We start from the raw sequence: 14805 nt of genomic DNA, 5'->3' as shown, positions 1-14805 counted from the left end.
GCCGCTCTACGCGTCCCCGTTTGGGCCGATATGCCCGACGAGCAGACGGGCCGCAAGCAGAAGATACAGACGGAACCGGACGGATTATCGGCGAGAGGCCGCCAACCCACGCACGGAATTATCGCAGGCCTGCGCACGGGCACCAAGCCGGAAATTACCAGATCGGAATGATCGAGCCGCGCCGGCTCATGCGTCGCAACTCGCGCAGGCAAGCCCGGCAGCGGTTTCGATAGATCAGATCAAGCAGAGCACACATTGGCCGTCCCTCCGTTGTGACTTGCGGACTGACACTGGCCCACTCCCGCGCGGCCGCCTGTGACGTTCGTCACATAGGGGCTTTTGCCTTGATGGCACTCTGCGACTACTCTGGTGACATTGCGATTTGGGGCTGCAATGGGCGCGTTTCGGATTTTTCTATTTTTATTGGCCGTCTGCTGTCTGGGCTGCGCGCCGGCGCACGCAGAACGGCGCGTCGCGCTGGTGATCGGCAATTCGGCCTACAAGAGCGCACCGAGGCTGAGCAACCCGGTGAACGATGCGAGCCTCGTCGGCGGCATGCTGAAGAAGGCCGGGTTCGACAGCGTCGACATCAGGCTGGACGTGAACGCTGCCGACATGCGCAGGGCGCTGCGCGAGTTCGCCGGCAGAACCCGCGATGCGGACGTCGCCGTCATCTACTATGCCGGACATGGCATCGAGCTGGATGGCGCCAACTACCTGATCCCGACCGATGCGATGCTGGAAACCGACGGCGATGTCCTCGACGAGACGGTCGCGCTCGATCGGGCGCTGTTCGCGGTCGAGCCCGCGAAACAACTGCGCCTGATCGTCCTGGACGCCTGCCGCGACAATCCGTTTGCCAAGACGATGAAGCGCACCGTCGCTGCTCGCGCGATCGGTCGCGGCCTCGCCAAGGTCGAGCCGACCAGCCCGAACACCATGGTCGCCTATGCGGCAAAGGCCGGCTCGACCGCCTCCGACGGAGACTCCAGGAACAGCCCGTTTGCAGTAGCGCTGGTCGAGCGCCTCCCCACGCCCGGGCTCGACCTGCGCAAGGCGTTCGGCTTCGTCCGCGACGACGTTCTCAAGAACACCGGCTACAAGCAGGAGCCTTATGTTTACGGCTCGCTGGGCGGCGACGACGTGCCGCTGGTTGCGACGAAGCCGGTCTTCGCCGGCCCCCAGGCCAACCCCGACAGCGAGATCCGGCGCGACTACGAACTGGCGCTTCAGCTCGGTACGCGTGACGGATGGACAGCCTTCCTCAAAAGCTTTCCGAGTGGCTTCTATGCGGATCTCGCCAAAGGCCAGTTGAACAAGATCGCCGCCGAAGAAACCCGCGCGGCCACGGCAGACAAGGCCCGGCGGGCGGAAGACGAGAAGGCCCGGCTCGCCGCCGAGCGGGCCACCAAGGCCGAGCAGGACAAGGCGGCAACCGCGGCCAAGGCGGCCGAGGAGAAGCGCCTTGCCGCCGAGAAGGCCAAGCAGGTCGAGGAAGCCAAGGCAGCTGCGGCCGAGCAACGACGGAAAGACGCCGAGGCGGCAGCGGCAAAAGCTCTCGTCGACAAGCAAGCGGCCGAGAAGGCGCTGGCCGAGAATTTCGCGAGCGACAAGGCCGCAGCTGAGCTCGCCGCGAAGCAGGCCGCCGAGAAACAGAAGGTCGCGGCAGTTGCGCCCTCTTCGACCCCGCCAGCGATGTCGCCGCAGGAAACGACGAAATTGGTGCAGTCGGAACTCCGCCGCGTCGGCTGTCTGACAGCTTCTGCAGACGGCGATTGGAATGCGTCGTCACAACGTTCGCTGATGCTGTTCAACAAATATGCCGGCACCAAGTTCGACACCAAGCTCGCGACCTTCGATGCACTGGACGCGATCAAGGCCAAGCCGGGGCGCGTCTGCCCGCTGATCTGTGATCGCGGCTTCAAGGCCGACGGCGATGGTTGCGTGAAGATCACCTGTCGCGCCGGCTACAGCGTCAATGACGACAATGAATGCGAGAAGGTGCAGGACAAGAAGCCGGTCGCGAAGCGCGATGATGGACAAAAGCGAGATGCTGAGCGCAAGAACGCAGAGAGGTCGCCGCCCAAACCTGAAGCGAAATCATCGAGCCAGCTTTTCTGTGGTGCGGCGGGATGTCGTCCCACAAGGCCTGGTTGCCACGTCGAGGGGGCTGGCTCCTCGGGAGTGGGTTCCGTGGGGCAGAGGGAAGTGTGCCCCTAACTGATGGAGCCGCGCAGCATTCCTGCAGAAAAGACGTCGACAAGTCGGCCATCGGGTATCCGCGGCGGCTTTCCGGGATCGCGAAGTTGTTGGAAGTCTCGCTCGCCAGCCGCAGCCCGCGAAGTGGAGTTGGTGGGCGGTCACGGATTCGAACCGCGGACCCTGTCGGTGTAAACGAGATGCTCTAACCAGCTGAGCTAACCGCATCGCCACCTATTAACCCCACGCGGGCTGGCCCGGACGCCTGTGACGTTGGTCACATATGGGGGCTTTGCCTTGATGGCATGCTCTGGCCTATTCTGGTCACATTGCGATTTGGGGCTGCAATGGGCGTGTTTCGGATTTTTCCATTTTTATTGACGGTCTTGTGTCTCGGCTGCGGTTCGGCGCACGCGGAAAAGCGCGTGGCGCTCGTGATGGGCAATTCCGCCTACAAGAGCGCGCCGAGGCTCGCCAATCCCGTGAACGACGCCTCCCTCGTCGGCGGCATGTTGAAGAAGGCGGGATTCGACCTGGTCGAAATCAAGCTCGACCTCAATGCCGCGGAGATGCGCCGGGCGCTACGCGACTTCGGTGGCAGGACGCGTGAGGCCGATGTCGCCGTGGTCTATTATGCCGGTCACGGCATCGAGCTCGACGGCGCCAATTACCTGATCCCGACGGATGCCAACCTCGAGACCGACAGCGATGTCCTCGACGAAACGCTGCCGCTGGACCGCGCCCTGTTCGCGGTCGAGCCGGCCAGGCAGCTCCGGCTCGTCATCCTCGATGCCTGCCGCGACAACCCGTTCGCGAAAACCATGAAGCGGACCATGGCCGCGCGTGCCATCGGCCGCGGCCTCGCCAAGGTCGAGCCGACCAGCCCGAACACCATGATCGCCTTCGCGGCAAAGGCCGGCTCCACGGCCTCGGACGGCGACTCCAAAAACAGCCCGTTTGCCACAGCGCTGGTCGAGCGCCTGCCGACGCCGGGGCTCGACCTGCGCAAGGCATTCGGCTTCGTCCGCGACGACGTGCTCAAGAACACCGGCTACAAGCAGGAGCCTTATGTTTACGGCTCGCTGGGCGGCGACGACGTGCCGCTGGTTGCGACGAAGCCGGTCTTCGCCGGCCCCCAGGCCAACCCCGACAGCGAGATCCGGCGCGACTACGAACTGGCGCTTCAGCTCGGGACGCGTGACGGATGGACAGCCTTCCTCAACCGCTTTCCAAGCGGCTTCTATGCCGATCTCGCGAAAGGCCAGCTGAACAAGATCGCCGCCGAAGAAACCCGCGCGGCCACGGCGGACAAGGCTAGGCAGGCGGAAGAGGAGAAGGCTCGCCTCACCGCCGAGCGCGCCAACAAGGCCGAGCAGGACAAGGCGGCAGCCGCAGCCAGGGCGGCTGAGGAGAAGCGTCTTGCCGCCGAGAAGGCCAAGCAGGTCGAGGAAGCCAAGGCCGCCGCAGCCGAGCAACGACGGAAAGACGCCGAGGCGGCAGCAGCGAAGGCGCTCGCCGACAAGCAAGCCGCCGAGAAGGCGCTGGCCGAGAAACTCGCGAGCGACAAGGCCGCAGATGAACTCGCAGCGAAGCAGGCCGCCGAGAAACCGGCCTCAGGCAATGCGGAGCAGAAGATCGCGGCCGTTGCGCCCTCTTCGACTCCGCCGGCCATGTCGCCGCAGGAAACGACGAAATTGGTGCAGTCGGAACTCCGCCGCGTCGGCTGCCTCACAGCTTCCGCAGACGGCGATTGGAATGCCTCGTCACAACGTTCGCTGGCGCTGTTCAACAAATACGCCGGCACCAAATTCGACGCCAAGCTCGCGAGCTTCGACGCGCTGGACGCGATCAAGGCCAAGCCGGGACGCGTCTGCCCGCTGATCTGCGATCGCGGCTTCAAGGCCGACGGCGATGCTTGCGTAAAGATCACGTGTCGCGCCGGCTACCGCGTCAATGACGACAACGAATGCGAGAAGGTGCAAGACAAGAAGCCGGTCGCGACGCGCGACCAGCCCAAAGCTCGGGATGACGAGCGCAAGCAAGTCGAATCATCGCCTGCGAAACCGCAGGCAAAGACGAGCGGACAAATGATTTGCAACAATGCTGGTTGTCGGCCGATTAGAAGCGGGTGCAGATTGGTGGAACTTCCAATGGGACGCGTGGTGCTTCAAAGGCAAATTGAGGAGTGCAACTGAGCCCAGCTCGATGATTGGAAAGTCGGAAACTGCCGCAACCGCGGCGCTGGGATGCATGATGCCGATCGGTAACGCAGTATAAGTGTGACCCTCGGAATGTTCTATTCGCATTGTGATTTGGGGCTGCGATGGGCAGGCTTCGGTTTTTTGGTTTGATCATTCTTGCTGTCTGGCTCGGGTGCGGATCGGCGCACGCGGAAAAACGCGTCGCGCTCGTGATCGGCAATTCCGCCTACAAGAGCGTGCCGCGCCTGGTCAACCCGGTGAACGACGCCTCCCTGGTCGGGGGCATGTTCAAAAAGGCCGGGTTCGATACCGTGGACGTCAAACTCGACCTCAGCGCCGTCGACATGCGCAAGGCGCTGCGCGACTTCGGCGGGAAGGCGCGAGAGGCCGATGTCGCGGTGGTCTATTATGCCGGCCACGGCATCGAGCTGGACGGCAACAATTATCTCATTCCGACCGACGCCGCGCTGGAGACGGACACCGACGTCTTCGACGAGGCGTTTCCGCTCGATCGGGTGTTGTTCGCCATCGAACCGGCCAAGCAGCTCCGCCTCGTCATCCTCGACGCCTGCCGCGACAATCCCTTTGCCAGGACCATGAAGCGCACGATCGCCGCGCGCGCCATCGGCCGCGGCCTTGCCAAGGTCGAGCCGACCAGCCCGAACACCATGATCGCCTTCGCGGCGAAGGCCGGCTCGACCGCCTCGGACGGGGACTCCAGGAACAGCCCGTTTGCCGCAGCCCTGGTCGAACGCCTCCCCACGCCCGGGCTCGACCTGCGCAAGGCGTTCGGCTTCGTGCGTGACGATGTCCTCAAGAACACCGGCTACAAGCAGGAGCCCTATGTCTACGGCTCGCTGGGCGGCGGCGACGTGCCGCTGGTTGCGGCGAAGCCGGTCGTCGCCGGCCCCCAGGCAAACCCCGACAGCGAGATCCGGCGCGACTACGAACTGGCGCTTCAGCTCGGGACGCGTGACGGATGGACAGCCTTCCTCAACCGCTTTCCGAGCGGCTTCTATGCCGATCTCGCGAAAGGCCAGCTGAACAAGATCGCCGCCGAAGAAACCCGCGCCGCGACGGCAGACAAGGCTCGGCAGGCTGAAGAGGAAAAGGCCCGGCTTTCTGTCGAGCGCGCCAACAAGGCGGAGCAGGAGAAGGCGGCTGCCGCCGCCAGGGCGGCCGAGGAGAAGCGTCTTGCCGCCGAGCAGGCCAAGCAGGTCGAGGAAGCCAAGGCGGCCGCTGCGGAGCAGCGGCGCAAGGAAGCCGAGGCCGCCGCAGCGAGGGCGCTGGCCGAGAAGCAAGCCGCAGAGAAGGCGCTCACCGACAAGCTCGCCAGCGACAAGGCTGCAGCTGAGCTCGCCGCGAAGCAGGCCGCCGAGAAACAGGCCTCCGCCAACACGGAGCAGAAGGTCGCGGCGGTCGCGCCCTCTTCAACCCCGCCCGCGATGTCGCCACAGGAAACCACGAAGCTGGTGCAGTCGGAGCTGCGCCGCGTCGGCTGTCTGACGGCCTCGGCCGACGGCGACTGGAATACCTCGTCCCAGCGCTCGCTGACGCTGTTCAACAAATACGCCGGCACCAAATTCGACGCCAAGCTCGCGAGCTTCGACGCGCTCGACGCGATCAAGGCCAAACCGGGGCGCGTCTGCCCGCTGATCTGTGATCGCGGCTTCAAGGCCGACGGCGATGGTTGCGTGAAGATCACCTGTCGCGCCGGCTACAGCGTCAATGACGACAATGAATGCGAGAAGGTGCAGGAGAAGAAGCCCGTCGCGACGCGCGAGGGCTCCAAACGGCGGGACGAGCAGCGGAAGCAGGTCGAATCTACGCCATCCAAGCCGCAGACTTCCGGACAGATAATCTGCAACGACGCCGGCTGCCGTCCCGTGAGGAGCGGGTGCAGGCTGGAGCAGACTTCAACCGCAACCGCCCGCAGAATCACTGATCGGCAGTTCGAGGTCTGCAATTAAAGGATAGGGAGCAAGCAAGCCCACTTTCGCCCCTGCGGGCTTCGGCGCGGCGGCTTTCGCCCGCCGCCTTCCTGTGACGTTCGTCACATAGGGGGTTTTGCCTTGATGGCACTCTGCGACTACTCTGGTGACATTGCGATTTGGGGCTGCAATGGGCGCGTTTCGGATTTTTCTATTTCTATTGGCCTTTTTCTGTTTGGGCTGCGGAGGAGCGCAGGCGGAAAAGCGCGTGGCGCTGGTGATTGGCAATTCGGCCTACAAGAGCGCACCGAGGCTGAGCAACCCGGTGAACGATGCGAGCCTCGTCGGCGGCATGCTGAAGAAGGCCGGGTTCGACAGCGTCGACATCAGGCTGGACGTGAACGCAGCCGACATGCGCAGGGCGCTGCGCGAGTTCGCCGGCAGAACCCGCGATGCGGACGTCGCCGTCATCTACTATGCCGGACATGGCATCGAGCTGGATGGCGCCAACTACCTGATCCCGACCGATGCGATGCTGGAAACCGACGGCGATGTCCTCGACGAGACGGTCGCGCTCGATCGGGCGCTGTTCGCGGTCGAACCCGCGAAACAACTGCGCCTGATCGTTCTGGACGCCTGCCGCGACAACCCGTTTGCCAAGACGATGAAGCGCACGGTGGCCTCCCGCGCCATCGGCCGCGGCCTTGCCAAGGTCGAGCCGACCAGCCCGAACACCATGATCGCCTTCGCCGCGAAGGCCGGCTCGACCGCCTCCGACGGCGATTCCAAAAACAGCCCGTTTGCCGCAGCCTTGGTCGAACGCCTCCCCACGCCCGGGCTCGACCTGCGCAAGGCGTTCGGCTTCGTGCGTGACGATGTCCTCAAGAACACCGGCTACAAGCAGGAGCCCTATGTCTATGGCTCGCTGGGCGGCGGCGACGTGCCGCTGGTTGCGGCGAAGCCGGTCGTCGCCGGCCCCCAGGCAAACCCCGACAGCGAAATCCGGCGCGACTACGAACTGGCGCTCCAGCTCGGGACCCGTGACGTCTGGACCGCTTTCCTCAACCGCTATCCGAGCGGGTTCTACACTGACCTGGCCAAGGCCCAGCTCAACCGGATTGCGGCTGAGGATGCGCGTGCAGCGGCCGCAGAAAAGGCCCGGCAGGCGGAAGACGAGAAGGCGCGGCTCTCGGCCGACCGCGCCAAAAAGGCCGAGCAGGACAAGGCCGCCGCCGCTGCCAAGGCGGCCGAGGACGCGCGGCTTGCCGCCGAGAAGGCCAAGCAGATCGAGGAAGCCAAGGCGGCCGCAGCCGAGCAGCGGCGCAAGGACGCCGAGGCGGCAGCTGCGAAGGCAATGGCCGAGAAGCAGGCCATCGAAAAGCGGCTGGCCGAGAAGCTCGCCAGCGACAAGGCCGCCGCCGAACAAGCCGCCAGGCTTGCGTCCGAGAAGCAGGCTGCCGGCGCGGAGCAGAAGGTCGCGGCTGCAACACCCTCCTCTACCCTGCCGACGCTGTCGGCGGAGGAGAGGACGAAGCTGGTGCAGTCAGAACTGCGACGGGTTGGTTGCCATCCCGCTCCCGTGGACGGCATCTGGACAGCCTCATCCGAGCGCTCGCTCACGCTGTTCAACAAATATGCCGGCACGAAGTTCGACGCCAAGGTCGCGAACTTCGATGCGCTCGACGCGATCAAGGCCAAGCCGGGTCGCGTCTGTCCGCTGGTCTGCGACCATGGCTTCAAGGCCGACGGCGACGCCTGCGTCAAGATCACCTGCCGCGCCGGCTATCGCGTCAATGACGACAATGAATGCGAGGAGGTGCAGAAGAAGTCGGTCGCAACACGCGATGACGCCAAGAAGCGGGATGAGCAACGCAAGCGGGTCGAGTCTGCGCCGGCAAAGCCGCAAGCCACTGGTCAGCTCGTTTGCAACGCGGCAGGATGCCGCCCGGTTCGACCGGGATGCAGGCTCGGGTACGCGAGGTCCGGACAAGGCGTTACGGTGGCCGAAGGGACGCGGGAAGTCTGCAATTAGGAGCCACTTCCATGACACCTAATAGTGTCAGAATATCTGCATCCCGCGCAGCGCGTCTCACCTGTACACACTGCGGCCGCATTCGTTTCACCGAACGGCCACACCGGAATCAGACGCCAACCAGATTTCGTCGATAGGTTTCGCCGTTCCTCAAACTGGAAAGGCATGACCATGCGTAGCTTCACGGCATCCGTCATCGTTGCAGCTCTCTCCCTCGGAACACCGGCTCTCGTGCAGGCACAGGGAGCATCGTCGCAACCCGGCGCGGAGTCCCCGTCTGCTCAGTCCAGCACGGCGATCCGGAGCATACAGGTTGTCGACGTCAAGGAATTGCAGCCGGCGGTGCGCGCGAAAGTCGATGAACTCGTGGCGCAGACAAGCGACAAGGACATACAGTCGCTTCGGCAGTCCATCGACGCCACACCGCAGGCAGCCTCCGTGCTCAAGGCCAAGGGCTTGAGCTCGTCCCAAGTCGTCGCCATCAACATCGCCGACGGCGTCCTGACGATGTTCACCAAGACAGCCTGACAACCAGGCGGGGTTCCAGGCCGAGGCGTTGCGCAGCGGCGGCGAGCATGATCGCCGCCTCATCGGGCGCGCTCGGCCCTTGCTCCGACACCCGCCGAGGCGCTAAAGAGGGCGCCGTGGGGCGGTTAGCTCAGCTGGTTAGAGCATCTCGTTTACACCGAGAGGGTCCGCGGTTCGAATCCGTGACCGCCCACCAGCCTTCGCCTGCTTCGCAGGCTACGGCTTGGCAAGCCAGCCGAGGCGCTCATTGGTGCGAAGCTGGCGAAGGCTGCCACGCCGAAGCCGTTTGGCGAAGGCGGGCTTGTCGCGAGCCAGCTCAATCCCCCGGCCGCCCTGGAAGCAGCGCTACCGCGTCGATCCACACCGCCGCCGACTGGCACCAGATCTGCCTGACGGGGCGTAGCGCGTCGCGCTGGCGGATGCTGCCCCAGCGGATGCCCCAATCGTCGGCCTGGTCGCCCTCACCGCTCGTGAACAGCGGGGAACCGCAGTCGGCGCAGAAGTGCTGGAAGCGCATCCGGCCGTTGTCACCGCGCTTGCCGTAGATTTTTGGCGTGCCGCCGGTCAGGCGCACATCGGCCTTGTTGCAGACGGCCGTCACGCGGAACGGCGAGCCGGTCAGGGTCTGGCAGTCGCGGCAATGACAGACCGAAACCGCCTCAGGGTCGATCTCGGCCTCAAAGGCGATCTTCCCGCAATGGCATTGCCCGTCGATCTGCATCGCCCGCTCCCAAAACAAAAACGGCGCCCGAAGGCGCCGTTTTATCATCTTTTCGCTTGAGATCAGTGAGCGGTCAGGCCACCGGCGGCTTCGTCGCCGTCCGACTTCACCGTCACCTTGGTGTCCTCTTCCCAGACGATCGGCACCGGCTTCTTCACCAGCGCCTTGGCGACGACGTCGTCCAGGCGCGAGACCGGGATGATCTCCATGCCGCCCTTGATCGCATCGGAAATCTCCGTGAGATCCTTGGCATTGTCCTCGGGGATCAGCACCGTCTTGATGCCGCCGCGGGCAGCAGCCAGCAGCTTCTCCTTCAGGCCGCCGATCGGCAGCACACGGCCGCGCAGCGTGATCTCGCCGGTCATCGCGACATCGTGGCGGACCGGGATGCCGGTCATGACCGAGATGATCGCGGTGGCCATCGCCACGCCCGCCGACGGACCGTCCTTCGGCGTCGCGCCTTCCGGCACGTGCACGTGGATGTCGCGCCGGTCGAACAGCGGCGGCTCGATGCCGTAATTGATCGCGCGCGAGCGGACATAGGACGCCGCCGCCGAGATCGATTCCTTCATGACGTCGCGCAAGTTTCCGGTGACCGTCATCTTGCCCTTGCCGGGCATCATGACGCCTTCGATGGTCAGCAGTTCGCCGCCGACATCGGTCCAGGCAAGGCCGGTGACGATGCCGACCTGCGGCTCGCTCTCGATCTCGCCGAAGCGGTACTTCGGCACGCCGAGCAACTCTTCCAGAGTCTTCTCGGTGACCTTGACCGACTTCTTCTTGGAGATCATCAGCTCCTTCACCGCCTTGCGGGCGAGTGTCGAGAGCTCACGCTCCAGGTTACGCACGCCCGCTTCGCGGGTGTAGCGGCGGATCAGCAGAAGCAGCGCGTCGTCGTCGATCGAGAACTCCTTGGAGTCCAGGCCGTGCTTGGTCACCGCGTTCGGGATCAGATGCTTGCGCGCGATCTCGACCTTCTCGTTCTCGGTGTAGCCCGCGATCCGGATGATCTCCATGCGGTCCATCAGCGGGCCCGGAATATTGAGCGTATTCGCGGTCGTGATGAACATCACGTTGGACAGATCGTAGTCGACCTCGAGATAGTGGTCGTTGAAGGTCCCGTTCTGCTCGGGGTCGAGGACCTCGAGCAAGGCCGAGGACGGATCGCCGCGGAAATCGGCGCCCATCTTGTCGATCTCGTCCAGCAGGAACAGCGGATTGGACGACTTCGCCTTCCGCATCGACTGAATGATCTTGCCGGGCATCGAGCCGATATAGGTGCGGCGGTGACCGCGGATCTCGGCCTCGTCGCGCACGCCGCCGAGCGAGACGCGCACGAACTCGCGCCCCGTCGCCTTCGCGATCGACTTGCCGAGCGAGGTCTTGCCGACGCCGGGGGGCCCGACGAGGCACAGGATCGGGCCGGTCAGCTTGTTGGCGCGCGACTGCACCGCGAGATACTCGACGATGCGGTCCTTGACCTTCTCGAGCCCATAGTGATCCGCATCCAGGACCGCCTGCGCGGCTTCCAGGTCCTTCTTCACCTTGGACTTCTTGTTCCACGGAATCGACAGCAGCCAGTCCAGATAGTTGCGCACGACGGTCGCTTCCGCAGACATCGGCGACATCTGGCGCAGCTTCTTCAATTCATGCTGCGCCTTATCGCGCGCTTCCTTGGACAGCTTGGTCTTGGAGATCTTCTCTTCGAGATCGGCGAGCTCGTCGCGACCGTCGTCGTCGCCGAGTTCCTTCTGGATCGCCTTCATCTGCTCGTTGAGATAATACTCGCGCTGGGTCTTCTCCATTTGCCGTTTGACACGAGAACGAATCCGCTTCTCGACCTGCAGCACCGAGATCTCGCTCTCCATCAGGCCCAGCACCTTCTCCAGGCGCGTGGTGACGGACAGCGTCTCCAGGATCTGCTGACGATCGGCGATCTTGACCGCGAGATGCGAGGCAACCGTGTCGGCGAGCTTGGCGAAATCGGTGATCGCCTGCACGACGCCGACGACCTCGGCCGAGATCTTCTTGTTGAGCTTCACATAGCTCTCGAAGTCGGACACGACCGAGCGCGACAGCGCTTCCGCCTCGACCGACTTCGCATCGGTGTCGGCGAGCGCAATGGCGGTTGCTTCATAGTAGTCGGCGCGATCGGTGTATTTCTGCACGCGCGCGCGCTCGAGCCCTTCGACCAGCACCTTCACGGTGCCGTCGGGAAGCTTCAAGAGCTGGAGCACGCTGGCAAGCGTACCGGTCTCGTAAATGGAATCGGGCGCCGGATCATCGTCGGACGCGTTCTTCTGCGTCGCGAGCATGATCAGCGCATCGTTCTTCATCACCTCTTCGAGCGCGCGGATCGACTTCTCGCGGCCGACGAAGAGCGGCACGATCATGTGCGGGAAGACGACGATGTCGCGCAGCGGCAGCACGGGATAAGCGTGCGTTTCGCCATGAACGATGGTTGGCCGGGGTTTTGGATTAGTCATGGCCTTTTCCTTTTGCTTTGCCCCCTTGCACGCAGCCCGCCATGCTCATGCGCAACCGCCACAAGGTGCCGAGGTGATCCGCAAGACCGGTCGGTCCTTTTGAAAAGTTGGACCGGCTCGCCGGATCGGAACTGAGGCGAATCTTGAAGAGAAGTCTCGCTCGCCGCCGACATTAGGTGGCTATCGACCCGGGGGGTGTCAAGTCATTGAAAAACGCGCGCCATCAGGCGCTTACGCACGCAAATAAGCGACGCAACACCGGCTGCGGAGATACACTTCCGCAGCCTGACTTGATGAGACGATTGGAGCGTTCCAGCGCCGGGAAATCAGGCGCTGGCGTTCTCGACCGCGCGATCGGACCGATCGGCGTAGATGTAGAGCGGACGCGCCGTTCCTTCCACGACTTCGCGGGAGATCACGACTTCTTCCACACCTTCGAGGCCCGGCAGGTCGAACATGGTCTCGAGCAGGATGGCCTCGAGGATCGAACGCAGGCCACGCGCGCCGGTCTTGCGCTCGATCGCCTTGCGGGCGACCGCGCCAAGTGCCTCGTCGGCGAAGGTCAGCTCGATGTTCTCCATCTCGAACAGCCGCTGGTACTGTTTCACCAGCGCGTTCTTCGGCTCGGTAAGGATCTTCTTCAGCGAGGTCTCGTCCAGATCCTCCAGCGTCGCCACGACGGGCAGACGGCCGACGAACTCGGGGATGAGGCCGTACTTCAGGAGGTCCTCGGGCTCGACGTGACGGAAGATCTCGCCGGTCCGGCGATCCTCCGGCGCCATCACCTGGGCAGCGAAGCCGATCGAGGTCGACCGCCCGCGCGCCGAGATGATCTTCTCGAGGCCGGCGAACGCACCGCCGCAGATGAACAGGATGTTGGTGGTATCCACCTGCAGGAATTCCTGCTGCGGATGCTTGCGGCCGCCCTGCGGCGGGACCGAAGCCACCGTGCCTTCCATGATCTTCAGCAGCGCCTGCTGCACGCCCTCACCCGACACGTCGCGCGTGATCGAGGGGTTGTCGGACTTGCGGCTGATCTTGTCGATTTCGTCGATATAGACGATGCCGCGCTGGGCGCGCTCGACATTGTAGTCGGCGGCCTGGAGCAGCTTCAGGATGATGTTCTCGACGTCCTCGCCGACATAGCCGGCTTCGGTCAGCGTCGTCGCGTCCGCCATCGTGAACGGCACGTCCAGGATGCGGGCGAGCGTCTGCGCGAGCAGCGTCTTGCCCGAACCGGTCGGACCGATCAGCAGGATGTTCGACTTCGCGAGCTCAACGTCGTTGTGCTTGGTCTGGTGATTGAGGCGCTTGTAGTGGTTGTGCACCGCGACCGACAGGACCTTCTTCGCATGGCTCTGGCCGATCACGTAATCGTCCAGGACCTTGCAGATTTCCTTCGGCGTCGGAATCCCGTCGCGCGACTTGACCAGCGAGGACTTGTTCTCCTCGCGGATGATGTCCATGCAGAGCTCGACGCACTCGTCGCAAATGAAGACCGTGGGACCTGCGATCAGTTTGCGGACTTCGTGCTGGCTCTTGCCGCAGAACGAGCAATACAGCGTGTTCTTTGAGTCGCTCGTGCCGACCTTACTCATTCATCTCTCCGTCCGCGGTTCGATCCCGTTCCGCTCGATCGCTCCATTCCGGCACGATGGCCAGCATGAAGCTCAAATAGAGCAAATTCCGTACCAAAAAAGACCCTACGCGTTACTACATTCCGTGCGAATCACGGTCACTCGATTCTCCGCGATCATAGCCGATCGATCGTAGCCAACCATGCTGTCACCCGACTATCAAGAATTCGCTAATCGGGGGTCGGCGGCTACCCGTGACAATACCGTGATTTCCGGTCTTGGCACGGGCGAAGTGATCGAAATGACCCCGGCGTTGCTGGATTGCCACGAAAAACAAGCACGAAAGCGGAACTTTCTGCCTGCCGCAGGGCGCAAAACGACGTTTTGCGATGCGCACACGTGTCCTTAACGTGAACGCCGCCCTGACGGTCCCCGGCAATCCCGAAGGATCGCCGTGACGGACCAGTAGTGCTACGGAGCCTTCGCCGCCGGTTCCTCGGCGCGCTTGTCGATGACCTTGTCGACCAGGCCGAACTCCTTGGCGTCGTTCGCGGTCAGGAACTTGTCGCGCTCCAGCGCGTCCTCGATCGTCTTGTAGGTCTGGCCGGTGTGCTTCACGTAGATCTCGTTGAGCCGCTTCTTCAGGTTCAGGATTTCCTGCGCGTGCAGCATGATGTCGGTGGCCTGGCCCTGGAAGCCGCCAGAGGGCTGATGCACCATGATGCGCGCGTTCGGCAGCGAGAAGCGCATGTCCTTCTCGCCGGCGCAGAGCAGCAGCGAGCCCATCGAGGCGGCCTGGCCCGTGCACAGCGTCGACACCGGCGGGCGGATGAACTGCATGGTGTCGTAGATCGCAAGACCCGACGTCACCACGCCGCCCGGCGAGTTGATGTACATCGAGATTTCCTTCTTCGGATTTTCCGCCTCAAGGAACAACAGCTGCGCGACGATCAGCGTCGACATGCCGTCCTCGACCGGGCCGGTCACGAAGATGATGCGCTCTTTCAGAAGGCGCGAGAAAATGTCGTAGGCGCGCTCGCCACGGTTGGTCTGCTCGACCACCATGGGCACGAGGTTCATGTAGGTTTCAACCGGATCGCGCATGAGTCACCTAGGGTTTTAAGAGGCGG

Annotated in this window: 9 protein-coding genes and 2 tRNA genes; 6 read left to right on the top strand and 5 right to left on the bottom strand. The window is 63.7% G+C overall.

Annotation, left to right across the window (positions count from 1 at the left end):
• Window positions 1-393 precede the first annotated feature (393 nt).
• Window positions 394-2220, top strand: coding sequence for a caspase family protein (locus RAD15_RS15515; RefSeq protein ID WP_458178839.1), 1827 nt, complete (start codon window positions 394-396; stop codon window positions 2218-2220).
• A 130-nt stretch (window positions 2221-2350) separates the two neighbouring features.
• On the opposite strand, the gene RAD15_RS15510 is transcribed toward RAD15_RS15515, so the two are convergent.
• Window positions 2351-2428: transfer RNA gene (locus tag RAD15_RS15510), tRNA-Val, on the bottom strand.
• 118 nt (window positions 2429-2546) lie between these two features.
• Here RAD15_RS15510 and RAD15_RS15505 point away from each other — a divergent pair.
• The 5 genes from RAD15_RS15505 (at window position 2547) to RAD15_RS15485 (ending at window position 9087) form a co-directional block, all read left to right on the top strand.
• Window positions 2547-4394 (top strand): caspase family protein, encoded by a 1848-nt coding sequence (locus RAD15_RS15505; RefSeq protein WP_458178837.1) that lies wholly within the window; start codon window positions 2547-2549, stop codon window positions 4392-4394.
• A gap of 128 nt (window positions 4395-4522) precedes the next feature.
• The gene (locus tag RAD15_RS15500) at window positions 4523-6370 is read left to right on the top strand and encodes a caspase family protein (RefSeq protein WP_458178835.1); all 1848 of its coding nucleotides are present in this window, start codon (window positions 4523-4525) and stop codon (window positions 6368-6370) included.
• A 151-nt stretch (window positions 6371-6521) separates the two neighbouring features.
• Complete coding sequence (locus tag RAD15_RS15495; protein ID WP_458178833.1) at window positions 6522-8363, top strand: caspase family protein; 1842 nt, start codon at window positions 6522-6524, stop codon at window positions 8361-8363.
• Window positions 8364-8387: 24 nt separating this feature from the next.
• A complete protein-coding gene (locus RAD15_RS15490; protein WP_458178831.1) occupies window positions 8388-8891 on the top strand; it encodes a hypothetical protein in 504 nt (167 codons plus the stop codon).
• 119 nt (window positions 8892-9010) lie between these two features.
• A tRNA-Val gene (locus tag RAD15_RS15485) sits at window positions 9011-9087 on the top strand.
• 120 nt (window positions 9088-9207) lie between these two features.
• On the opposite strand, the gene RAD15_RS15480 is transcribed toward RAD15_RS15485, so the two are convergent.
• From RAD15_RS15480 to RAD15_RS15465, 4 genes are all read right to left on the bottom strand, one after another.
• Window positions 9208-9612 (bottom strand): GFA family protein, encoded by a 405-nt coding sequence (locus RAD15_RS15480; protein WP_458178829.1) that lies wholly within the window; start codon window positions 9610-9612, stop codon window positions 9208-9210.
• A gap of 62 nt (window positions 9613-9674) precedes the next feature.
• Window positions 9675-12098, bottom strand: coding sequence for an endopeptidase La (lon, locus tag RAD15_RS15475; RefSeq protein WP_458178827.1), 2424 nt, complete (start codon window positions 12096-12098; stop codon window positions 9675-9677).
• Between the two features lie 326 nt (window positions 12099-12424).
• Complete coding sequence (gene clpX / locus RAD15_RS15470; protein WP_018320118.1) at window positions 12425-13696, bottom strand: ATP-dependent Clp protease ATP-binding subunit ClpX; 1272 nt, start codon at window positions 13694-13696, stop codon at window positions 12425-12427.
• A gap of 450 nt (window positions 13697-14146) precedes the next feature.
• Window positions 14147-14779, bottom strand: a complete 633-nt coding sequence (locus RAD15_RS15465) for an ATP-dependent Clp protease proteolytic subunit (protein ID WP_145666109.1) — start codon at window positions 14777-14779, stop codon at window positions 14147-14149.
• Window positions 14780-14805: the final 26 nt, after the last annotated feature.

Source organism: Bradyrhizobium sp. 14AA, from assembly GCF_054185205.1.
The sequence above is the reverse complement of the archived record's forward strand: the minus strand, read 5'-3'. Positions and strand labels throughout refer to the sequence as shown.